This is a genomic window from Microbacterium murale, from assembly GCF_030815955.1.
GTDB lineage: Bacteria > Actinomycetota > Actinomycetes > Actinomycetales > Microbacteriaceae > Microbacterium > Microbacterium murale_A.
Window position 1 is genome coordinate 90,146 of record NZ_JAUSXK010000001.1, and the last position, 21,529, is coordinate 111,674.

The window sequence follows — 21,529 nt, forward strand, 5'->3', positions numbered from 1 at the left end:
CTGGAGCCATGATCGAACGCGCTGACTATTTCGCTGCCAAGCTCGCCTACGAGACGGATGCCAGCGACCTGTACGCCCGCCAGAAGGCCGGAGACGCCGTCGTGGTCGTCGATGTCCGCTCCGATGAGGCGTGGGCGCAGGGACGGGTTCCGAACGCCGTCCACATGCACTACAGCGAGATCGCGACCCGCGCCAAGGCGGAGATCCCCGTGGGGACAGAAGTCGTCGTCTACTGCTGGAGCCCAGGGTGCAACGCCGGCGCGAAGGGCGCACTGGAGTTCGCGAAGCTCGGCTATCAGGTACGCGAGATGATCGGCGGATTCGAGTACTGGGTCCGCGAGGGCTACCCCGTCGCAGATGCCGAAGGCGACCATCGTCGTCCGGTCGATCCGCTCACGGGCGTGCCCCGCATTCGTTCCAGAGTCTGATCCATGAACGTTTGAAGGCCCCCGGATCGAGATCCAGGGGCCTTCAAACGTCAGACGAAGAGATTCAGCGGGCGAAGTTCCCGCGGTAGTACTCGTACACCCAGCCGACGATCGCGACGGCGAAGATCGCAACGCCGATCGGCAGCAGGAAGTGTCCGACAGCCATGCCGATCAGGAACACTGCAGCGGAGGCCGCAAGCACGATCGGCCACCAGGACCACGGGCTGAACTCACCGAGCTCAGGATCTCCGTCATCGATGTCAGCCGTCAGGATGTCTTCGGGCAGCTCGCCACCCTGTGCCTTGTGCGTGCGCTGGAGGTAGACGGCGACCATCGCACCCATGAATGCAGTGAAGAGCAGCGCGACGGAGCCGACCCACTCGATCTGGTTCTCAAGCCGGAGACCGGGATGAGCCAGGATGTTCCACCCCGTGTACACGGCGGCGACGATGAGGAAGAAGACGGTGAGAACCCACCAGAGGACGACATTGGATCGCATGGCTTACTTGGCCTCTCCGCTCGCGCCTGCAAGTGCGGGCTCAGGTGCGGCGACAGGGTGCTCCGCAGCCTCGGGGTGATTCAGATCGAACGCGGGGCGCTCACTGCGGATACGCGGGATCGACGTGAAGTTGTGACGGGGCGGCGGGCAGCTGGTCGCCCATTCGAGCGACGCGCCGTAGCCCCACGGGTCGTTCACCGTGACCTTCGGCGCCTTGCGCGCCGTGATCCACACGTTCAGGAAGAACGGCAGCATCGACGCACCGAGGATGATCGCACCGATCGTCGATACCTGGTTGCCCCAGGTCCAACCATCCGCTGCCGAGTAGTCGGCGTAACGTCGCACCATGCCGTCCACACCGAGCCAGTGCTGGATCAGGAACGTCATGTGGAAACCGACGAACAGCATCCAGAAGTGCACGTAACCGAGACGCTCGTTCAGCATCCGACCAGTCCACTTCGGCCACCAGAAATAGAAGCCGGCGAACATCGCGAACACGACGGTGCCGAAGACGACGTAGTGGAAGTGGGCGACGACGAAGTACGAATCGCTGAGGTGGAAGTCCAGCGGCGGAGCCGCGAGGATGACACCCGTCAGACCACCGAACACGAACGACACGAGGAAGCCGAGCGCGAACACCATGGGTGTCTCGAACGTCACGGAGCCTCGCCAGAGCGTGCCGATCCAGTTGAAGATCTTCACACCCGTCGGCACCGCGATGAGCATGGTCATCAGAGCGAAGAACGGCAGCAGCACAGAACCGGTGACGTACATGTGGTGTGCCCACACGGCCACGGACAGCGCGGCGATCGCGATAGTCGCATAGATCAGCGTCTTGTAACCGAAGATCGGCTTGCGGCTGAACACCGGGAAGATCTCCGACACGATGCCGAAGAACGGCAGCGCGATGATGTACACCTCGGGGTGACCGAAGAACCAGAAGAGGTGCTGCCAGAGGAGCACACCGCCGTTGGCCGGGTCGTAGATGTGGGCGCCCAGGATGCGGTCCGCCGCAGCAGCGAAGATCGCCGCGGCGAGCACGGGGAATGCCATGAGCACCAGAAGGCTGGTGACGAGCGTGTTCCAGCTGAAGATGGGCATACGCCACATCGTCATTCCAGGGGCACGCATCGTGATGATCGTGGTGATGAAGTTGACCGCACCGAGGATGGTACCGAAGCCGGACATGCCGAGCCCCACCATCCAGAGGTTTCCACCGGCACCTGGCGTGAACGTCGCACTTGCCAGCGGCTGATAGGCGAACCAACCGAACGATGCCGCGCCCTGCGGGGTGAGGAAGCCGGCGACCGCCATGATCGAGCCGAAGGAGAAGAGCCAGAAGGCGAAGGCGTTCAGTCGGGGGAACGCCACATCGGGCGCGCCCAGCTGCAGCGGCAGGATGGCGTTCGCGAAACCGGCGAACAACGGTGTCGCGAACATGAGCAGCATGATCGTGCCGTGCATCGTGAACAGCTGGTTGTACTGCTCCTTGGTCGGGACGATCTGCATCCCGGGAGCGAACAGCTCAGCGCGGATGACGAGCGCCATCACGCCGCCGAGGAGGAAGAAGAGCACCGACGCGATCAGGTACATGTACCCGATCGTCTTGTGGTCAGTGGACGTGATCCACTTGACGACGATGTTGCCCTTCTGCTCGACGCGAGAAGAGCTCATGAGAGCCGCCTGACGCGCCGGAATGGCTGTGGGGCGGGATCCGTGGACGTCGCCTGCTGCGGAGTTGGTCGACATGAGGTTTACTCTCCCTCTTCCTCGGAGTCCGTCTCGGACGTCTTGCCTGTGGTGCCGGGGAGGTTGCCGAGACGGTCGTACGCGTCTGTGATGTCGCCCGTGTTCCCCTCTTCGCGGAGGGACTCGACATATGCGTCGTACTCGTCCTGCTCCACGACCTTCACGTTGAAGAGCATCATCGAGTGGTACTCACCGCAGAGCTCTGCGCACTTGCCGGCGTACTCGCCCACGCGGGTCGGGATGAAGGACCAGGAGTTGTCCTTCCCGATGTACATGTCCTTCTTGTAGAGGAAGTCGATGATCCAGAACGAGTGGATGACGTCACGGGACTGAAGGCTGATGTGCACCTTCTGGTCGACCGGAAGCACCAGTGTCGGCAGCTTCTCCGTGTCGATGTCGCCGTTCGCGTCTGCCTGCGCCTGTACGCCCATGGTCCATACGGCGTCGGAGAGGTCGTCGTCTTCGCCGGCGTACATGAAGTCGAACGCCCACTGCTTGCCGATCGCGGTGATCTCGACGTCGGCGTCGTCGCCCCACTGCGTCTCGATCGCGGCCTGATCCTTGGCTGTGAAGAAGAACATGCCCATCACGAGGATCAGCGGGATCACCGTGTAGAAGATCTCGATCGGCATGTTGTAGCGCATCTGCACGGGGAGGCCGGTCTGGCCCTTGCGACGGCGGTAGGCAACAGCTGCCCACCCCATCAGCGCCCACGTGACGATGCCGACCGCGAGAAGAACGATCCAGGAGTTGACCCAGAGACCGGCGACACGATCCGTCTGGTTCGTTGCGGCAGTGCCGTCTTCTACGAAGCCCGGGAGGAATCCGTGGAGTTCGGTGGGAGAACATCCCGCCAGAGCCACAGTTGCCGCGATTCCCAGAGGAATGGCGACCCAACGAAGGCGGCGTTTCGAGGGCACGATGCACCTTTCAAGATGACGGACAAGGCGTACCCAAGTCTAGGGCAACCTCACACCCGATTCATGCCAACCACGCAGGTCGGGCACGGCTGACACTCAGTGGAAGCTGTCGCCGCACGCGCAACTTCCCGCGGCATTCGGGTTGTCGATGGTGAAGCCCTGCTCGGAGATCGTGTCCTTGAAATCGATCGCGGCACCGTCCAGATACGGGACGCTCATGTTGTCGACGATGACCTCGACGCCGTCGAAATCGACGGTCTCGTCGCCATCGAGGTAGCGCTCATCGAAGTAGAGCTGGTAGATCAGTCCCGAGCATCCGCCGGGCTGCACGGCGACGCGCAGTCGCAGGTCGTCACGGCCCTCCTGCTCGAGAAGGTTCTTCACCTTGGTCGCCGCCGCGTCCGTGAGGGTGACGCCGTGTGCGGTCGAGGTCTCTGTGGTCAGCGTGGTGTCGCTCATGTCGCTCCTTGTGACAGGCCGCGCGTGCAGGCGGCGGTTTGTTCTGATTCTACCTTCGGCCGCCCGAATGGGCGCTGATCCCGAGATGAATGCTGATCAGCGGGTGATCTCGTTCATACGCGTCAGCAGCAACGCTTCGGTCGCGATCGCGTGCCGGAATGTCTCGAGGTGCAGCGACTCGTTGGGGCTGTGCGCACGCGCATGCGGGTCTTCCACGCCGGTGACGAGAATCTGCGCTGCTGGGAACTCGCGGACGAGATCGGCGATGAAGGGAATGGAGCCCCCGACACCGAGATCGACAGGGTCGGCTCCGTAGCCGTCTGCCATGGCCTGGCGCGCGAGACCGACCGCCCAGCCACTGGTGTCGACGAGGAATCCATCACCGAGATCGATATCAGAGAACGTGAGCTCCGCACCGAAGGGCGCATGAGCGCGCAGGTGCGCCTCGAGCGCCGCGTACGCGTCTGCACCGGACTGACCGGGCGCGACGCGTGCACTGAGGACGACGGTCACCTCCGGGAGCAGAGTGTTGGATGCCGACGCCACGCTGGTCGCATCGATGCCGATCACTGTGACTGCGGGCTTGTTCCAGATCCGGCTCAGGATGCTGTCCCGCCCGATCGGCGACGTGCCGGGCAGGAGCCCGGCCTCATCACGCAGCGTCTCTTCGGTGTACTCGGGCGTCGGCGTGTCGGTCTCGGAGAGCCCTTCGACGGCCACAGCACCGTCCTCATCCCAGAGTGTGGCGAGCAGGCGCACCGTCGCCATCATCGCGTCCGGCACCGCTCCCCCGAACATTCCGGAGTGCGAGGCGTGATCGAGCGTTCGCACCTTCAGCACGAAACGCGCGTTTCCACGCAACGACACGGTGAGTCCTGGCGTGGTGGAGTCCCAGTTTCCGGAATCGGCGACGACGATCGCGTCTGCACGCAATGCTTCGGCGTTGTCGCTGAGGAACTGCGCGAAGGATGCGGAGCCGTACTCCTCCTCCCCCTCGATGAACATCGAGACACCAAGCTCGAGGTCGTCGCCGAGGACTTCAGCGACCGCGCGCAACGATGCGATGTGCGCCATGATTCCGGCCTTGTCGTCGGCCGCACCGCGCCCGTAAAGTCGTCCGTCGCGGACCGTCGGCTCGAACGGCGGCGTCTCCCAGAGCTCGTCCGCTCCCGGAGGCTGCACGTCGTGGTGCGCGTACAGCAGGATCGTCGGCTTGCCACCCCGAGCCGCCCGCGTCGCCAGCACAGCGGGCTGGCCGTACTCGTCGGTGCCGGGAATCGCAGCGCGCAGCACTTTGACGTCGTCGAACACACCGGTGCCGGTCGCGAGTGCGGCGACGCGCTCAGCGCTGCGCTCGAGCTGGGTCTGATCGAACGACGGCCAGGCGATCCCGGGAATTCGTACGAGATCGCCCAGGTCGGACAGCGCAGAGGGAATTCCGATGGCCACCGCCTCGGTGACTGCTGATTCGATCGCGGGGTCGACGTTCGGCGTGTGTGAAGTCATGCGAGTAATCTTAAGGCTGAACACCGATTTCTATCCGAGGAGCCTCGTGGCCACTTCCACCCCACCGACGAACGACGACTCGGCCGCGACGCCGGTCGCCGGCAAGGGACGCCCGACGCCGAGCCGCGCCGAGCAGGAAGCCGCGCGTCGACGACCGCTGGTCGCAGACACCAAGGAAGCGCGGGCCGCGGCGAAGCAGCAGCTGCGCGAGCAGCGTGAACGTGCGCAGGCCGGTATGGCAGCCGGTGAGGACAAGTACCTCCCGCCGCGAGACAAGGGACCGCAGCGCCGTTGGGTTCGCGACTACGTCGACGCAGGCTGGCATCTCTCCGAGTGGGTCATGGCCCTCATGGTGGTCGTCATCCTCGTGTCGCTCGTGCCAGACCCGACGTTCTCGTTCTTTGCGTTCATCGGCCTCTGGGCGTTCATCGTCATCGCCGTGATCGACATGGTGCTGCTCGGGATCCGCGTGAAGCGCAAGGTCGCCGCGAAGTTCGGCAAGGAACGCATGGAGAAGGGCCTCGGCTGGTACGCCGCCATGCGCGCACTCCAGATGCGCTTCATGCGCCTGCCCAAACCCCAGGTCAAGCGCGGCGCATACCCCGCCTGAGCCCTGCGCTCAGCGCGACGAGCTCAGCGACCGCGACGTAGACCACGGTTGATCTGACGCGCCCAGAGCGGGCCTCGGTAGAGGAACGCCGTGTAACCCTGCACCAGCGTGGCACCGGCATCCAGTCGTTCGCGCACGTCCGATGCGGTCTCCACTCCTCCGACCGAGATCACGCAGAATCCGCTCGGAACCGCCGCGCGCACGACGTGCAGCACCTCCATCGCACGCGCGCGCAGCGGTGCTCCGGAGAGCCCGCCGGCGCCGGCGGCTTCGACGACCGCAGCATCCGTCATGAGGCCTTCGCGGCTGATCGTCGTGTTGTGGGCGATGATTCCGTCGAGACCTTCCGCCACAGCGAGCTTCGCGATCGCGACGATCTCCTCGTCCGGGAGGTCCGGCGCGATCTTGACCAGCAACGGCGTCGATCCCGCAGCGGCCTTCACCGCGCGAAGCAGCGGCGAGAGCGTCTCGACCGCCTGCAGGCCGCGCAGGCCCGGCGTGTTCGGCGAGGACACATTGACCGCCAGATAGTCGGCGAGCGGCGCGAGTTTCGTGGTGCTGGCGACGTAGTCGGCGGTCGCGTGCTCCACTTCGACGACGCGGCTCTTGCCGATGTTCACGCCGATGACCGTCTTCGGACGGCGCCGCCGGAGCTTCTCGAGGCGACGTGCCGCAGCATCCGCTCCGCCGTTGTTGAAGCCCATCCGGTTGATCACCGCTCGATCCGGCATCAGACGGAAGAGTCGGGGTTTGGGGTTGCCGTCCTGCCCGATCGCCGTGATCGTGCCGACCTCGACGTGGCCGAAGCCGAGGGCTGCGAGCCCGCGTACTCCGACAGCGTTCTTGTCGAACCCTGCGGCGACGCCGAACGGCGAGTCGAACGTGAGGCCGAGCGCTTCCACCCGCTGCTCCGCAGGGGGCGCCGTGATCGCACGCGTGACCCACGAGAACGGCGGCACGCCGAGCACCCGTATCACCGCCATGGCGGCATGGTGGGCGAATTCGGGATCGAAGCGCGACAGGACGACGCGGAAGAGCAGCGGATACATCCCTGCCAGATTACCGGTCGGCGGACTCCGTCTTGGACGCAGCATGCTCGGCCCGCAGCTCACCGATCACGCTCTCGAAGTCTTCCAGAGAATCGAATGCCTGATACACGCTCGCGAAGCGCAGGTACGCCACCTCGTCCAGATCGCGCAGGGGGCCGAGGATTGCGAGCCCGATCTCATTCGTGTCGAGCTGCGAGACACCGGTCTGACGCACCGCCTCTTCCACCCGCTGGGCGAGGATCGCGAGGTCGGCCTCGGTCACCGGCCTGCCCTGGCACGCCTTTCGGACACCGGAGATGACCTTCTCCCGGCTGAACGGCTCCATGACGCCTGAGCGCTTGATGACGTTGAGGCTGGCTGTCTCGGTGGTGGTGAAACGCCCCCCGCATTCGGGGCACTGACGACGTCGACGGATGGAGAGTCCGTCGTCGCTCGTTCGGGAGTCGATCACGCGGGAGTCCGGATGACGGCAGAAGGGGCAGTGCATGGTGTTACAGCGTAGTCGTTCCCTCGGCTGCTCCCTGGAAGCGTGCCTCGACGGCCTCGCCGTGCGCCGGCAGCGCTTCGGCGTTCGCGAGCGCGACGACGCCCTCACGCACAGCGGCGAGAGCATCGTGGTCGTAGGAGATCACCTGCTGCGGGCGCAAGAACGTGTACGCGCCGAGTCCTGGCGCGTAGCGCGCCTGGCCCCCGGTGGGCAGGACGTGGTTGCTCCCGGCCATATAGTCGCCGAGGCTCACCGGCGTCTGGTCGCCGACGAAGACGGCGCCGGCGCTGGTGAATGCGGCTGCCGCGGCTTCGGCGTCGGTGAGGTGCAGTTCGAGGTGCTCAGGGGCGTACGCGTTGCTGAACGCGGTCGCCATGTCGCGGTCATCGACCAGGACGATCGCCGACTGCGGTCCGGCGAGCGAGACGGCGACGCGCTCGCTGTGCCTCGTGGCGGCCGCGGCCTGTTCGATCTCGACGGCGACGCGCTCGGCGAGGGCAGCATCATCGGTGACGAGTACGGCAGAGGCCTGCTCATCGTGCTCCGCCTGGCTGACGAGGTCTGCAGCGATCAGACGCGCGTCGGCAGCAGCATCCGCGACGATGAGAATCTCGGTCGCCCCGGCTTCGGAATCCGTGCCCACGACTCCCGCGACCGCGCGTTTGGCCGACGCGACGTAGTTGTTGCCAGGACCGGACACGACATCGACAGGATCGAGGTCGAGTCCGGGAACGCCCCAGGCGAATGCGCCGATGGCGCCGGCTCCGCCCATGGCATACACCTCGGTGATGCCGAGGAGTCCTGCCGCTGCGAGGATCACAGGGTGGATCCGACCACCCTGGTCATGCTGCGGCGGAGAGGCGAGCGCGATCTGCTCGACACCGGCGATCTGCGCCGGCACGACGTTCATGATCACGCTGGAGGGGTAGACAGCCTTGCCACCGGGGATGTAGACGCCCACGCGTTGAACCGGCTGCCAACGCTGCGTGATGCGTGCACCGGGGCCGATGTCTGTCACGCGAGCGTCCGGCACCTGTGCGGTCGAAGCCCGCCGCACTCGTACGATCGCTTCGTCGAGAGCAGACCTGACTTCGGGTGCGAGGGCCGCGACAGCATCATCGATGTGAGACCCGGGCACACGGAGATCGTGCCCGGTGACTCTGTCGAACTTCTCTGCCTGAGCGCGCAACGCATCCTCTCCCCCGGTGCGGACGTCGTCAACGATCCGCGTTGCGGTCTCGAGCGCCTCGGCTCTGGCCTGCGTGGCACGGGGAACCGCGGCGAGCATGCCTGCCGGCGAGAGCTTCTGCCCTCGAAGATCGATCGTGCGCACGTCAGCCCTTCGTGATGTCTGCGATGTCGTGCAGGTAGCCGATCCGACCGTCGTCGTGTCGGACCACGTAGGCGCCGCCACGGTCTTCGACCACAAGGGCCCACGCACTCGGACCGATGCGGAACAGCGGCTCACCACGCTCGTCGAACACATCGCGCTCAGTGGGCGCGAGCGCCCAGAACGGCTGAGATGCCACGGCAGGCGCGGCATCGGCGGATGGTTCCGCGGCGGTCTCCGACGAGACCGCCACGTTGCGAGGCGCCGTCGCGTCGAGGTCTTCGATCACCTCGGTGCGGCCGTCGGCTGCGGAGTCTGCCACTTCGATCTCATCCACGGCGTCAGCGGCCACGACATCCTGCTCGTCGTCAGCATCGAACTGCGCGCGCGACGTCCGCGCGTACGCGGGAACGTAGTCGCTCTCATCGGCGCCGACCGTGGTTCCGAGACCGATATCTGCTCCGAAGCCGCGCTGGGCGCTGAGGTCGCCACTCGACGCGTGCGAGGACGACGATACGCGGTCGTCCAGACCGAGGCGCGCGATCTCGTCGGTCGTGTTCTCACCCGAGAGCTCAGTGTCGATCGCCGGGGATGCGTGCGCCGGCGGCGCAGGCTTCTCCACGCGCGGGCGTGCGATCACCGGTCGCACCGGGTTGGCGTTGCGGTGCGCGAGTGTGACGAGACGCCCGTGGAAGTCGTCACGCAGCCGAGGAATCAGTGGTGCGAACACGGTGAGAACGACGAGCGCGAGCGCCGCGATGAACTGAACGATCGTGAGCCATGTCAAGGCGAACTCGCCTGTGGACGCCGTGACGAGCATGAGGTCCCAGTTGCCCGTAGCCCAGTAGAGGGCGCTCACCGAGAACGCTACAGACGCGAACTGGTCGATCCCGAGCGAGCCGACTCTGCGGATGCCCTCCGGGGAGAACCGGCGGAGCACGATGAGGAATACTGCCGCGGTGGGCAGCCCCAGGGCCAGGACCCACTGAATGCCCTGGGCCCACAGCGAAGCAGCGCCGTCATATGCGTGGACGGGGAAGAAGGAAGTGACGAACGCGACGAACCACACCCCCACGATGAGCAGCTCTCGCAGCGTGAAACCGACGATGCCGGGTTGTGGGGTGACCTCTTCGTCGTAGAGCACGCCGTCGTCTTCTGCGAACGGTTCCTGGTCGTCGAGCGGGGACTGGTCGCTGAGCGCCGCCTGGTCGCTGGACGGTTCCGGTTCGTTGGCGAGGGGGGATTCCGTGCTCATGAAACGTGGTCCTTTCAACGTGGCGCACTCGGTCTGATCGTGTGCGCCCAACGCGTCCCGATACTACCCGCTGCGCCCGGACAGCGCTTCCGGATGCATGGGGAGAACTACCCGGTCACCCCAGGCAGGTCGGCCCGAGCAGCGACTTCAAGTCACCGAACAGATCGGCGGACACCTTCACAGGCATCGGCACTTCGAACACCTTCGCACTGTTGCCACGATGCACTCGCAGCACTACCTCGGTCTCGCCGTTATGGCGGCGAAGCACCTCGGCAAGGTCGTTCATCACCCGCTCCGTCGCGCGCTGCTCGGCGAGCACCAGCGCGAGCGGCCCTGCCGCATCGAATGAGCCGACATCGGGCGAGAACGCCGACTGCGCATGCAGGTTCAGGCCGTCATCCCGACGAGACACCCGACCGCGCACGGCAAGGATCGCATCCTGCTGCAGCGTGTGCTGGAACTCGGTGTAGGTCTTGCCCATGAACATCACGGTGACCTCGCCGTTGAAGTCCTCGACGGTGATCATGCCGTACGGGTTTCCGCTCGCCTTCGCCACGCGATGCTGCACGCTGGTCACGAGCCCGGCGACGGTGACCTGGTCGCCGTCCTGCAGGTCTTCGGAGGCGAGCAGATTGTGGATCGAGATGGACGCGTGCTTCGCCAGCGGCACCTCGAGCCCGGCCAGCGGGTGATCGGAGACGTAGAGGCCGAGCATCTCGCGCTCGAAGGCGAGTTTGTCCTTCTTTACCCATTCGGGGCGAGACGGCACCTTGGCGGGCACGGATTCCTCGACCGCGTCGTACAGGCTGTCGAAGTCGAATCCGATGGCGCCCTGAGCCTCGTTGCGCTTCTGGTCGACGGCGGCCTCTGTGGCATCCTCATGGATCTCCATCAGCGCTCGACGGGTATCACCCATCGAGTCGAACGCGCCGGCTTTGATCAGCGACTCGACGGTGCGCTTGTTCGATACGTGCAGCGGCACCTTCTTGAGGAAGTCATGGAAGGACTCGAAGTTCCCCTTCTCGCGCGCCTTGACGATGCCGTCAACGACGTTGCTGCCGACGTTGCGCACGGCGCCGAGGCCGAAGCGGATGTCGTCGCCGACTGCCGCGAAGAAGTTGATCGACTCCCGCACGTCGGGTGGCAGCACCTGGATGCCCATGCGACGACACTCATTGAGGTAGATCGCCATCTTGTCTTTGGAGTCGCCGACGCTGGTGAGCAGCGCAGCCATGTACTCGGCGGGATAGTGCGCTTTCAGATAGGCGGTCCAGTACGAGACCACGCCGTACGCGGCGGAGTGCGCCTTGTTGAAGGCGTAGTCGGAGAACGGCAGCAGGATCTCCCAGATCGCGTTGACCGCGCCGTCCGAGTACCCGTTGGCGTGCATTCCGGCCTGGAAGCCCTCGAACTGCTTGTCCAGTTCGGACTTCTTCTTCTTGCCCATCGCCCGGCGGAGGATGTCTGCCTGACCGAGAGAGAACCCGGCGACCTTCTGCGCGATCGCCATCACCTGCTCCTGGTAGATGATGAGGCCGTATGACTCGTCGAGGATCTCGGCGAGCGACTCGGTGAACTCCGGGTGGATCGGGGTGATGGGCTGCAGTCCGTTCTTGCGCAGCGCATAATTCGTGTGCGAGTTCGCGCCCATGGGGCCCGGTCGGTACAGCGCGATGAGTGCCGAGATGTCACCGAAGTTGTCTGGCTTCATCAGCCGCATCAGCGAACGCATCGGTCCGCCATCGAGCTGGAACACGCCGAGCGAGTCACCGCGGGTGAGCAGATCGTAGGCGCCCTGGTCGTCGAGCTCGAGATGCTCGAGATCGAGCTCCTCGCCCTTGTTGGTGCGGATGTTGTCGAGAGCGTCCGAGATGATGGTGAGGTTGCGCAGCCCCAGGAAGTCCATCTTGATCAAGCCGAGGCTCTCACAAGACGGGTAGTCGAACTGCGTGACTATCTGGCCGTCCTGCTCGCGACGCATGATGGGGATGATGTCGAGCAGCGGCTCACTCGACATGATCACGCCCGCGGCGTGCACGCCCCACTGACGCTTCAGCCCCTCGAGGCCGACGGCGCGATCGAAGACGGTCTTCGCCTCAGGGTCGGTCTCGATCAGCGTGCGGAACTCGCTGGCTTCCTTGAATCGCGGATGCTTCGAGTCGAACATGCCGTCCAGCGGCATGTCCTTGCCCATCACGGGTGGCGGCATGGCCTTGGTCAGGCGCTCACCCATGCTGAAGGGGAAGCCGAGCACTCGCCCGGCGTCCTTCAGGGCCTGCTTGGACTTGATCGTGCCGTAGGTGACGATCTGCGCGACGCGCTCCGAGCCGTACTTCTCGGTGACGTAGTCGATGACCTCGCCGCGGCGACGATCATCGAAGTCGACGTCGAAGTCGGGCATCGAGACGCGGTCAGGGTTGAGGAAGCGCTCGAAGATGAGACCGTGTTCGATCGGGTCGAGGTCGGTAATCTTCATCGCGTAGGCGACCATCGATCCGGCGCCGGAACCACGGCCGGGACCGACGCGGATGCCGTTGTCCTTCGCCCAGTTGATGAAGTCGGCGACGACGAGGAAGTATCCAGGGAACCCCATCTGGAGGATGATTCCGGTCTCATACTCGGCGCGCTTGCGCACCTTGTCCGGGATTCCGGACGGGTACCGGTAGTGCAGCCCCGCCTCGACCTCTTTGATGAGCCAGCTGTCCTCCGTCTCGCCGTCGGGCACGGGGAAGCGCGGCATGTAGTTCGCTGAGGTGTTGAAGTCGACCTGGCAGCGCTCGGCGATCAGCAGAGTGTTGTCGCACGCCTCAGGGTTGTCGCGGAAGAGCTGTCGCATCTCCTGCGCCGTCTTGATGTAGTACCCGTCGCCGTCGAACTTGAAACGGTTCGGGTCGTCCATTGTCGAGCCGGACTGCACGCACAGCAGCGCCGCATGCGCATCGGCCTCGTGCTGATGCGTGTAGTGCGAGTCATTCGTGCCCACCAGCGGGATGCCGAGATCCTTCGCCAGCCGCAGCAGGTCGGTCATGATCCGGCGCTCGATCGAGAGGCCGTGATCCATGATCTCGGCGAAGTAGTTCTCCTTGCCGAAGATGTCCTGGAATTCGGCAGCGGCGGCACGGGCCTCGTCATACTGCCCGAGGCGCAGTCGGGTCTGGATCTCGCCGGACGGGCACCCGGTCGTCGCGATGAGCCCCTTGCCATACGTCTGCAGTAGCTCGCGGTCCATACGGGGCTTGAAGTACTGGCCTTCGAGGCTGGAGAGAGAGCTCAGCCGGAAGAGGTTGTGCATGCCCTCTGTGCTCTGGCTCCACATGGTCATGTGGGTGTACGCACCAGAACCGGACACGTCGTCGCGCTTCTGATCGGGCGAGCCCCAGGCCACACGTGTCTTGTCACTGCGATGTGTGCCAGGGGTGACGTAGGCCTCGAGGCCGATGATCGGTTTCACGCCCGCATTGTTGGCCGCGTTGTAGAACTCGAAAGCCGCGAAAGTGTTGCCGTGGTCGGTGACGGCGATGGCCGGCATGCCGTAATCGGCGGCCGCCTGCGTCATCGAGTTGATCTTCGCGGCACCGTCCAACATCGAGTATTCGCTGTGCACGTGCAGGTGTACGAAGGAGTCGGATGCCACGTCTTCGAGTCTACGTCGGGGCAGGGACGTCGGCATTTTGATATGGGTTCCGAGATCGCGCTGAGCGTCCCCGGGACCCATATCGGATGCTACGGCTGCGGCACGTTCACGGAAGCAGGAATCTGGTCGATCACGGTGATGTGTATGCGACTCGACCAGCTGTCGTCCTCAAGATTCCCGCGACCGACGATCAGTCCCTGCGAGGTGTCGACATCGACAGTCTGCATCCAGTCGCTCTCGCCGCCCTCTGGGAACGCGACCGTGGTGATGTCACCCTCAACGCGTTCGATGTGAGCCCCGGGGACGAGCGCGAGCGCCTGGAACATAGCGGCGCGCAGGTCAGCCGGCGCGAGGTTGAAGTCGATAGGCTCCCCGAGCTGCGGCGGCGGACAGTCCGAAAGATACTCGTAGGACGAGTCGTCGAGCCACGCGACCAGCTCCTCAGGATCACGCGGCATCTCGTCGTAGTAGCACGCGAGCGCGTTACGCGAAAACGTGAGCACATCCTCCGGGTCGACGCCTTCGGCACCGACACCCGTTTGGGTGTACATGCCGCCGGGATACACCTGCACGCCCATTCGTGGACCGGCCCCTTCTGATTCGAGCACCGCACGTGCAGCGGCGGCATCAGGTCCGGACACCTCCAGCACCTCGGTGGACTCGTCGTAGTCCTCCACCCAGTCCTGTGACCGGTCAGCCGGCACGTACAGTGACCGCGCCTGGCGCACAGTCGCTTCCGTCGCCGAGCCGCGACCGTCGAGGTACCCTCGCTCGGGAAGGCTCGGATCCGATGTCCAGCCGAGCTCCTGCGTCGAGACCTCCTGGATCCTGATGTACTGCCCTGGTGCCGGGTCCAGCACGGCTGCTGTGAGCGTCGCATCCGCCGCTGCATTCAGCGCGTCCGCTGCCGATGCGGTAGGCGCATCGACGGGTGCCAGCACGGAGCCGATGACGATCGCCGTCGCCGTGGCGCCAGCCACCAATCCGCCGATGCCGATCCCCGCCCAGCGGCGCCGCGTGCGGCGCACCCTCTCCGGCTGCCCGCTTCGGGAGATCTCACGCGAAAGCGCGCTCCGCGCCAGCCGCACGCTCTCGTCAGTGGTGTCGGCCTCATCCGCCCCGATCTCACGCACTCGTTCCATAAGAGACATCGCTCTCCTCCTTTGCCATCGCGTGGACTATGGGTGTCAACCGGGTCGCACCACGCGATCCCGGTGGTGCGAGCTTGCGGCGAACGCGATTCAGACGAGAGCGCACGGTGCCCACCGGCACGTTCAGGGCATCCGCGATCTGCTCGTACGTCAGATCAGCCCAGGCGTACAGCAGCAACGTGTCGCGGTCCTTCGTGGAAAGTGCGGCGATTCGCGGCGCCAGCTCACGCAGCGCGGAGTCGGCATCCAGCCGCGAATCCGCTACCGCGTGCGGCATTTCTGAGTCCGACTCGGCAGAGGCCGATGCTTCGAACGCCCGCCACTGCCGCGCCTCCACCGCGCGGTGGCTCTTCACCAGCCGCGTCGCGATGCCCAGCAGCCATGGACGCGCGGATTCCCGCCTCGGATCGAACGCCTTCCGGCGACGAAACGCGACGAGGAAGGTCTCGCTCAGCACATCGTCGACGGCGTCCACGCCGACCCGACGACGGATGTACCCGCCGACGGGGCCGACGTGCCGCTCGAAGATCTCGGAGAACGCTCCGGGTTCGTGGAGTGACCGCGCGATGATCTCGTTGTCTGTGCTCACAATGAGTATTGCTCGGCAGCGCCGAAACGGTTCACTTAATCTTCTGCGACCTTCGACATCAACGAAGACCGAGTCGCATGAGCACGCGCGGGAACCCGTCCAGCACTGACGCGGTGTCTGCCGCGTGGCTGAACCCGGCCGATTCGAAAAGCGCCTTCGTTCCGACGTACATCATGGTCTGGTTCACTCGCTCGCCCCGGTTGTCGACCGGATAGCCCTCGATGGCGGGGGCACCCGATTCGGCAGCATGGGCGACCGCTCCGGAGATCAGCGCGTGCATGATCCCCTGCTTCCGGTATCCCGGCCTGACTCTGAAGCACCACAGCGACCAGATATCGAGTTCATCCACGTGCGGAATCAGCCGGTTGCGCGCGAAGCTCGTGTCGCGCCTTGGATGTACCGCCGCCCAGCCAACGGGCTCGTCATCGAGGTAGGCGATCACACCCGGCGGCGGGTCGTGGTCGCACAGTTCGCGCACCCGTTTTGCACGCTCTTCACCGCGCAGAGCGACATTCTCCTTGCTCCCGATCCGATAGCTCAGGCAGAAGCACACGTTCGACGTCGGCTTCTTCGGGCCTACCAGCGTCGCGACGTCGTCGAAGACCGTCGCCGGCCGAACTTCGATGCTCATGCCGACAGTGTGGCGGATGCCGCCGACATCGCATGACGATCCCACGCCTCAGTCTCCGCGCAGAATCTCCAACGCATGCACGAAATCGGCGGGATACGGCGATTCGAACTGCACCCACTCCCCCGTCGCCGGGTGTGTGAATCCGAGTCGGTGCGCATGCAGCCACTGCCTGGTGAGCCCCAGCCGGGCTGAGATCGTCGGGTCGGCCCCGTAGAGCGGATCGCCGACGCACGGATGCCGGTGAGCTGCCATGTGCACGCGGATCTGGTGCGTGCGTCCGGTCTCCAGATGGATTTCGAGAAGCGAGGCCCCGGGAAACGCCTCGAGCGTCTCGTAGTGCGTGACAGAGTCCTTACCCGTCGGAGTGACGGCGAACTTCCACGAGTGATTCGGGTGCCGCCCGATCGGTGCGTCGATCGTCCCGGCGAGCGGGTCGGGATGCCCCTGCACCACGGCGTGGTAGACCTTCTCGACGGTCCGCTCCTTGAAGGCGTGCTTCAGGGCCGTATAGGCGGACTCGGTCTTCGCGACCACCATCAGACCGCTCGTGCCGACGTCCAGCCGATGAACAATGCCGGCACGTTCGGCCGCACCGCTGGTGGCGATCCGGAAACCCGCGCCTGCGAGAGCGCCGAGCACGGTCGGTCCGTCCCAGCCCTGCGACGGATGAGCGGCGACACCGGATGGTTTGTCCACCACGACGATGTCGTCATCATCATGGATGATCCCGAGGTCGGGCACCACGACAGGGATGATCTTCGGCTCCTCCTTGGGCTGCCACTCCACACTCAGCCATCCGCCGGCATGGAGCCGATCGGATTTGCCCAACGTGGTGCCGTCAAGGCTCACGCCTCCGGCCTCGGCGACCTCTGCGGCGAAGGTGCGCGAGAAACCGAGCATCTTCGCGAGGGCGGCATCGACGCGCGCGCCCTCGAGCCCGTCAGGAACCGGCAGCGACCGGGACTCCATCGTCAGGTGGCCTGTTCGGGCTCAGTGTCGACCGGAACCTCAGACTTATCGACGTCGGCGACGGCCTCCGCATCAGCGGTGGAGTCGGCATCCGTGTCAGCATCCGGTGCGACATCGTCCTTCTCGCGCGTGCCATCGAAACGCAAGCCGAGCACGACGAGGAGTGCGACGGCGATCATTCCGCCCACGATGAAGATGTCGGCCACGTTGAAGATCGCGGGCATCATCCACGGCATCGAGATCATGTCCACGACATGTCCGACGGCGAACCCCGGCTCGCGCAGCAGCCGATCGGTGAGGTTGCCGAGCACGCCGCCCAGCAGCAGCCCCAGCACAACCGCCCACAGCCGTGAACGCAGGCCGAAGGCCTTCCAGATGATGATGCCGGCGACGACGGTGAGCGCGATCGTGAAGATCCACGTCACTTCGCTGCCGAGCGAGAACGCCGCACCAGAGTTGCGGATGTAGTACAGCTGAAGGAAATCACCGAGAACCGGCACGACCTCATGCAGAGGCAGATGCTCGATGGTGAGGTGCTTCACAAACTGATCGGCGGCCAGCACCAGCGCAGCGAGAATCGCAACGATGATGCCGGCCGCCGACCGACTAAGTGGACGACGTCCTGGCAAAGGGACGACCTAGAGCCCGATTGCCGAGACCGGAGTCGAATCCGTCGATGCCGACTTCTCGTCGAGATCGCGGAGCTGACCCTCGATGTAGCCACGCAGCTGAGTGCGGTAGTCGCGTTCGAAGTTGCGGAGCTCGGTGATACGCGCTTCGAGGGTGTTGCGCTCGCGCTCGAGGCGGGCGGACTCCTCGCGCTCCTTTGCCAGGGCCTCGGACCGGATGCGGTCGACCTCGGTCTGAGCCTCGGTGATCAGCTGGCTCTTCTTCGCCTCACCTTCGGCGACGTGCTCGTCGTGCAGGCGCTGGGCGAGCTCGATGATGCCGGCCGTGGCCGTGGTCGGACCGGCCGCGGGGGCCTCGGAGACAGGGGCCTTGGAGACGGGCGCGGGAGTGGCTGCGACAACGGCAGCAGGAACCTCGTCGACGACTGCGGGAGTCTCTTCGGCTGCCGAAGCGGCCGGAGGTCTCTCCGGACTCGTAGGCGGCGAGCTTCGTCTTCAGCTCAGCGTTCTCCTCGAGGGCCTTGCGCCACTCGACGACGATCTCGTCGAGGAAGTCATCGACCTCGTCCGGGTCGAAGCCGTCCTTGAAACGGACGTGCTGGAACTGCTTGGTGACGACGTCATCCGGGGTCAGTGCCATTGTTCTCGGCTCCTCTTTCGATGAGTTCTGTTGCCAGTGACTGAAGTGTGGCTCGGTATTGATCCGGCGCGTACCCGGGGCGCGCACCTCCGAGCAAGCATAGTCCCCGCTCGCAAGTGATGCGATGTGAGACGTGCGCGTGGGCGCCCGTGGGTCAGACGGAGATGAACGCGCGCACGATCGACATCAGGATCAGTACAGCGAGCATGGTGAAGGTGAACCCGAAATCCAGCGAGAGCGTGCCGATGCGCAGTGGAGGGATGAAGCGCCGGAACAGCCGGATCGGAGGGTCGGTCACCGTGTAGACGAGTTCTGCCGCGATGAGGCCGGCACCCTTCGGCCGCCATTCACGATTGAACAGCGGGATGTAGTCGAGAATCAGTCGTGCGAAGAGCACGAAGATGTAGATCAGCAGGACCAGATGAATGATCGATGCGATCACCGAGACCAGTGCGGTCACGACTTACGACTGATCGAAGCCCGCAGACTCCGGATCTGCGCTCGCGATACCACCATGACCCGACACCGCGATGTTCTCCGGCGAGAGCAGGAACACCTTGCTGGTGACGCGCTCGATGCGGCCGTACAGGCCGAGGGAGAGACCGCTGGCGAAGTCGATCAGCCGACGCGCGTCAGCATCGCTCATCTGCGACAGGTTGATGATCACCGGAACACCCTCGCGGAAGCTCTCTGCGATCAGCTGCGCGTCCCGGTACTGCTTGGGGTGCACGGTGAGGATCTCGTTGACCGTGCCCGCGGCGGGCTGACGCACGGCCACAGGGCGGCGCAGCGGCGTCACCGGTGCCGGTGGGGCCTCTTCGTGGTCGCGCTCGCGATCACGCTCGCGGTGGGCCCGAGCAGGGGCTGGAGCCAGCTGCTCTTCGTAGGCCTCTTCCTCATCGGCGAGTCCCAGGTACACCATGGTCTTCTTGAGCGGGTTTCCCATCGTGTCCTCCGTGTTCGACGTGGGCTGATCTGTTTCGAGGTTAACCCCGGTCGGGCCGGGGTCCTGTGATTGCCGAGCCGATCCGCAGGTGTGTCGCACCTGCGGCGATCGCCTCGGCGAAATCGCCGGTCATGCCGGCGGAGATCCATGTGGCCTCCGCATCGACCGACCGGATGGCATCAGCGACGTCGTTCAGTCGTGCGAAGGCGGATGCCGGATCCTCATCGAGCGGCGCGACGCCCATGACCCCCCGCAGTCGCAGGGACGGCAGCGTCAGGATGTGTTCGGCGAGACGCGGCGCATCCACAGGTACGACGCCACCGCGACCGGCATCGTCCGTGAGGTTGACCTGCACGAGTACATCGAGCACATCGTGATCCGCCTCACCCGCCGCTCTGTGCAGCGCATCTGCGAGCTTGGCACGGTCGACCGAATGCACGGCATCCGCGTTGCGTCGGATGGACGCAGCCTTGTTGGTCTGCGCCTGCCCGATGAAATGCCAGCGCAGCCCATCGAGCGCGTCAGCCCCGTTCAGCTCGGCTCTCTTCGCCTCGAGTTCCTGTTGCCGATTCTCGCCGACATCACGGACACCGAGGGCGTGCAGTTCTCGTACGAGGGATGCCGGATGGAACTTCGTCACCACGATGCGGGTGATCTCCGTGACGTCGCGTCCTGCGGTACGCGCGGCATCCGCGATCTGCGAATCGATCGCGGACAGCCGCGCAGCAAGGTCGGTCAAGGCGCTCCTACTTCAGGAACTCAGGAATGTCGATGTCGTCATCAGCGAATGCAGGCTCCAGGCTCGTCGCCGCGACACGCGGTGCCGGCACCGGGGCCTCGTTCTGCTTCTGCTCGACGGCAGGCGCCTCCGAGTCATCGGACAGGGAGACCTCGGGCAGAGTCTCTGCCGTCGGTCGCGAGACGACCATCGGGTCGAGTCGAAGCGACGGTCCCCCGCCGTCGAAGCCGGCAGCGATCACCGTGACGCGTACCTCGTCGCCGAGCGTGTCGTCGATGACCGTACCGAAGATGATGTTCGCCTCGGGGTGCGCTGCTTCCTTGACGAGGTCGGCAGCGTCGTGAATCTCGAAGATACCGAGGTTCGAACCACCCTGGATCGAGAGCAGCACACCGTGCGCACCCTCGATGGATGCCTCCAGCAGGGGCGATTCGACGGCGAGTTCGGCGGCCTTGATCGCGCGATCGGCGCCGCGCGCGGAGCCGATGCCCATCAATGCGGACCCGGCACCCTGCATGACCGACTTGACGTCGGCGAAGTCGAGGTTGATGAGACCGGGGGTGGTGATCAGGTCGGTGATGCCCTGCACACCGGCGAGGAGGACCTGGTCGGCCGTGGCGAACGCCTCGATCATCGAGATGCCGCGGTCGCTGATCTCCAGCAGCCGATCGTTGGGCACCACGATGAGGGTGTCGACCTCTTCCTTCAGCTTGGAGACGCCGGCCTCAGCCTGGCTCTGACGGCGGCGACCCTCGAACGAGAACGGCTTGGTGACGACGCCGATGGTGAGCGCGCCGATCGACTTCGCGATCCGTGCGACGACCGGGGCGCCGCCGGTGCCGGTTCCGCCGCCCTCACCCGCGGTGACGAAGACCATGTCGGCGCCGGTGAGCGCCTGCTCGATCTCTTCGGCGTGATCCTCGGCAGCACGACGACCGACCTCGGGGTCGGCGCCTGCGCCGAGACCGCGGGTCAGCTCTCGGCCCACATCGAGCTTGACGTCGGCGTCGCTCATGAGCAGCGCCTGCGCGTCAGTGTTGACAGCGATGAACTCGACCCCACGAAGGCCGAGATCGATCATGCGATTGACGGCGTTGACGCCGCCACCGCCGACGCCGACGACCTTGATCACGGCGAGGTAGTTCTGGTTCTGGCTCATGGCCGGCCTCCGATGTGTTGAGCCTGGAAACGAATGTGAACCTTAAACCTCAACTAGAGGTGTAAAGTATTTCCCGGTATTGCGTTCTCTTGATCGAAGGTATGCGCCGCAAGGCCCGGCGGGCGCAACGACACGGGCGTGTCGCCGCTT

At 65.1% G+C, this 21,529-nt stretch carries 21 protein-coding genes and 1 pseudogene; 2 read left to right on the forward strand and 20 right to left on the reverse strand.

Annotated elements, in window-relative coordinates:
* Positions 1-8: 8 nt before the first annotated feature.
* Positions 9-428, forward strand: a complete 420-nt coding sequence (locus QFZ46_RS00455; protein ID WP_307357200.1) for a rhodanese-like domain-containing protein — start codon at positions 9-11, stop codon at positions 426-428.
* A gap of 64 nt (positions 429-492) precedes the next feature.
* Here QFZ46_RS00455 and QFZ46_RS00460 read toward each other — a convergent pair whose 3' ends face one another.
* The 5 genes from QFZ46_RS00460 to QFZ46_RS00480 form a co-directional block, all read right to left on the reverse strand.
* Entirely contained in the window at positions 493-927 is a 435-nt protein-coding gene (locus tag QFZ46_RS00460) for a cytochrome c oxidase subunit 4 (RefSeq protein WP_307357203.1), read from the reverse strand.
* A 3-nt stretch (positions 928-930) separates the two neighbouring features.
* Positions 931-2,676, reverse strand: coding sequence for an aa3-type cytochrome oxidase subunit I (gene ctaD, locus QFZ46_RS00465; RefSeq protein WP_373457623.1), 1,746 nt, complete (start codon positions 2,674-2,676; stop codon positions 931-933).
* 5 nt (positions 2,677-2,681) lie between these two features.
* Positions 2,682-3,596, reverse strand: a complete 915-nt coding sequence (gene ctaC / locus QFZ46_RS00470; RefSeq protein WP_307357206.1) for an aa3-type cytochrome oxidase subunit II — start codon at positions 3,594-3,596, stop codon at positions 2,682-2,684.
* Between the two features lie 96 nt (positions 3,597-3,692).
* Positions 3,693-4,055 (reverse strand): iron-sulfur cluster insertion protein ErpA, encoded by a 363-nt coding sequence (erpA, locus tag QFZ46_RS00475; RefSeq protein WP_188437432.1) that lies wholly within the window; start codon positions 4,053-4,055, stop codon positions 3,693-3,695.
* 96 nt (positions 4,056-4,151) lie between these two features.
* Positions 4,152-5,561, reverse strand: a complete 1,410-nt coding sequence (locus QFZ46_RS00480) for a dipeptidase (protein WP_307357209.1) — start codon at positions 5,559-5,561, stop codon at positions 4,152-4,154.
* Between QFZ46_RS00480 and QFZ46_RS00485 the strand changes: the two genes are divergently transcribed.
* Positions 5,560-6,171, forward strand: coding sequence for a DUF3043 domain-containing protein (locus QFZ46_RS00485; RefSeq protein WP_373457624.1), 612 nt, complete (start codon positions 5,560-5,562; stop codon positions 6,169-6,171). The two genes, QFZ46_RS00480 and QFZ46_RS00485, sit on opposite strands and share 2 nt — an antisense overlap.
* A 23-nt stretch (positions 6,172-6,194) precedes the next feature.
* Here QFZ46_RS00485 and QFZ46_RS00490 read toward each other — a convergent pair whose 3' ends face one another.
* The 15 genes and pseudogenes from QFZ46_RS00490 to ftsZ all read right to left on the reverse strand — a co-directional run bounded on the left by QFZ46_RS00490 (position 6,195) and on the right by ftsZ (position 21,379).
* Positions 6,195-7,220: a quinone-dependent dihydroorotate dehydrogenase gene (locus tag QFZ46_RS00490; RefSeq protein WP_307357213.1), complete on the reverse strand. Its 1,026-nt coding sequence runs from the start codon at positions 7,218-7,220 to the stop codon at positions 6,195-6,197.
* Between the two features lie 10 nt (positions 7,221-7,230).
* On the reverse strand, positions 7,231-7,707 hold the full coding sequence (gene nrdR / locus QFZ46_RS00495; RefSeq protein ID WP_307357216.1) for a transcriptional regulator NrdR: 477 nt from the start codon (positions 7,705-7,707) through the stop codon (positions 7,231-7,233).
* 4 nt (positions 7,708-7,711) lie between these two features.
* Positions 7,712-9,040 carry a histidinol dehydrogenase gene (hisD, locus tag QFZ46_RS00500; protein ID WP_307357218.1) on the reverse strand — a complete coding sequence of 443 codons (1,329 nt, stop codon included), beginning with the start codon at positions 9,038-9,040 and terminating at the stop codon, positions 7,712-7,714.
* A 1-nt stretch (position 9,041) separates the two neighbouring features.
* The gene (locus tag QFZ46_RS00505; RefSeq protein ID WP_307357221.1) at positions 9,042-10,292 is read right to left on the reverse strand and encodes a hypothetical protein; all 1,251 of its coding nucleotides are present in this window, start codon (positions 10,290-10,292) and stop codon (positions 9,042-9,044) included.
* Positions 10,293-10,407: 115 nt separating this feature from the next.
* A complete protein-coding gene (gene dnaE / locus QFZ46_RS00510) occupies positions 10,408-13,878 on the reverse strand; it encodes a DNA polymerase III subunit alpha (RefSeq protein ID WP_373457662.1) in 3,471 nt (1,156 codons plus the stop codon).
* A 137-nt stretch (positions 13,879-14,015) separates the two neighbouring features.
* On the reverse strand, positions 14,016-15,077 hold the full coding sequence (locus tag QFZ46_RS00515; RefSeq protein WP_307357228.1) for a hypothetical protein: 1,062 nt from the start codon (positions 15,075-15,077) through the stop codon (positions 14,016-14,018).
* Complete coding sequence (locus QFZ46_RS00520) at positions 15,052-15,666, reverse strand: RNA polymerase sigma factor (protein WP_307357230.1); 615 nt, start codon at positions 15,664-15,666, stop codon at positions 15,052-15,054. Before QFZ46_RS00520 ends, QFZ46_RS00515 begins: the two co-directional genes overlap by 26 nt.
* Before the next feature lie 58 nt (positions 15,667-15,724).
* Positions 15,725-16,297: a GNAT family N-acetyltransferase gene (locus tag QFZ46_RS00525; protein WP_307357232.1), complete on the reverse strand. Its 573-nt coding sequence runs from the start codon at positions 16,295-16,297 to the stop codon at positions 15,725-15,727.
* Positions 16,298-16,345: 48 nt separating this feature from the next.
* On the reverse strand, positions 16,346-17,266 hold the full coding sequence (locus QFZ46_RS00530) for an RluA family pseudouridine synthase (RefSeq protein WP_307357235.1): 921 nt from the start codon (positions 17,264-17,266) through the stop codon (positions 16,346-16,348).
* A gap of 2 nt (positions 17,267-17,268) precedes the next feature.
* Positions 17,269-17,895, reverse strand: a complete 627-nt coding sequence (gene lspA, locus QFZ46_RS00535) for a signal peptidase II (protein WP_307357237.1) — start codon at positions 17,893-17,895, stop codon at positions 17,269-17,271.
* Between the two features lie 9 nt (positions 17,896-17,904).
* Positions 17,905-18,535, reverse strand: a pseudogene (locus QFZ46_RS00540) (DivIVA domain-containing protein).
* A 154-nt stretch (positions 18,536-18,689) separates the two neighbouring features.
* Positions 18,690-18,995 carry a YggT family protein gene (locus QFZ46_RS00545; RefSeq protein WP_307357238.1) on the reverse strand — a complete coding sequence of 102 codons (306 nt, stop codon included), beginning with the start codon at positions 18,993-18,995 and terminating at the stop codon, positions 18,690-18,692.
* A 3-nt stretch (positions 18,996-18,998) separates the two neighbouring features.
* Positions 18,999-19,481: a cell division protein SepF gene (locus QFZ46_RS00550; protein WP_307357239.1), complete on the reverse strand. Its 483-nt coding sequence runs from the start codon at positions 19,479-19,481 to the stop codon at positions 18,999-19,001.
* Between the two features lie 40 nt (positions 19,482-19,521).
* Positions 19,522-20,220, reverse strand: a complete 699-nt coding sequence (locus tag QFZ46_RS00555) for a YggS family pyridoxal phosphate-dependent enzyme (protein ID WP_307357243.1) — start codon at positions 20,218-20,220, stop codon at positions 19,522-19,524.
* 7 nt (positions 20,221-20,227) lie between these two features.
* On the reverse strand, positions 20,228-21,379 hold the full coding sequence (gene ftsZ, locus QFZ46_RS00560; protein ID WP_307357245.1) for a cell division protein FtsZ: 1,152 nt from the start codon (positions 21,377-21,379) through the stop codon (positions 20,228-20,230).
* Between the last annotated feature and the right edge of the window lie 150 nt (positions 21,380-21,529).

Excerpts from the sequence above, each read along its gene's own strand:
- QFZ46_RS00485 (WP_373457624.1), top strand. The coding sequence starts at position 5,560 with ATGCGAGTAATCTTAAGGCTGAACACCGATTTCTATCCGAGGAGCCTC.
- erpA (WP_188437432.1), bottom strand. The coding sequence starts at position 4,055 with ATGAGCGACACCACGCTGACCACAGAGACCTCGACCGCACACGGCGTC.
- dnaE (WP_373457662.1), bottom strand. The coding sequence starts at position 13,878 with ATGTTGGACGGTGCCGCGAAGATCAACTCGATGACGCAGGCGGCCGCC.
- QFZ46_RS00515 (WP_307357228.1), bottom strand. The coding sequence starts at position 15,077 with ATGTCTCTTATGGAACGAGTGCGTGAGATCGGGGCGGATGAGGCCGAC.
- QFZ46_RS00505 (WP_307357221.1), bottom strand. The coding sequence starts at position 10,292 with ATGAGCACGGAATCCCCCCTCGCCAACGAACCGGAACCGTCCAGCGAC.
- QFZ46_RS00490 (WP_307357213.1), bottom strand. The coding sequence starts at position 7,220 with ATGTATCCGCTGCTCTTCCGCGTCGTCCTGTCGCGCTTCGATCCCGAA.
- ctaD (WP_373457623.1), bottom strand. The coding sequence starts at position 2,676 with ATGTCGACCAACTCCGCAGCAGGCGACGTCCACGGATCCCGCCCCACA.
- QFZ46_RS00530 (WP_307357235.1), bottom strand. The coding sequence starts at position 17,266 with ATGGAGTCCCGGTCGCTGCCGGTTCCTGACGGGCTCGAGGGCGCGCGC.
- QFZ46_RS00525 (WP_307357232.1), bottom strand. The coding sequence starts at position 16,297 with ATGAGCATCGAAGTTCGGCCGGCGACGGTCTTCGACGACGTCGCGACG.
- QFZ46_RS00480 (WP_307357209.1), bottom strand. The coding sequence starts at position 5,561 with ATGACTTCACACACGCCGAACGTCGACCCCGCGATCGAATCAGCAGTC.
- QFZ46_RS00460 (WP_307357203.1), bottom strand. The coding sequence starts at position 927 with ATGCGATCCAATGTCGTCCTCTGGTGGGTTCTCACCGTCTTCTTCCTC.
- QFZ46_RS00455 (WP_307357200.1), top strand. The coding sequence starts at position 9 with ATGATCGAACGCGCTGACTATTTCGCTGCCAAGCTCGCCTACGAGACG.
- ftsZ (WP_307357245.1), bottom strand. The coding sequence starts at position 21,379 with ATGAGCCAGAACCAGAACTACCTCGCCGTGATCAAGGTCGTCGGCGTC.
- nrdR (WP_307357216.1), bottom strand. The coding sequence starts at position 7,707 with ATGCACTGCCCCTTCTGCCGTCATCCGGACTCCCGCGTGATCGACTCC.
- QFZ46_RS00550 (WP_307357239.1), bottom strand. The coding sequence starts at position 19,481 with ATGGGAAACCCGCTCAAGAAGACCATGGTGTACCTGGGACTCGCCGAT.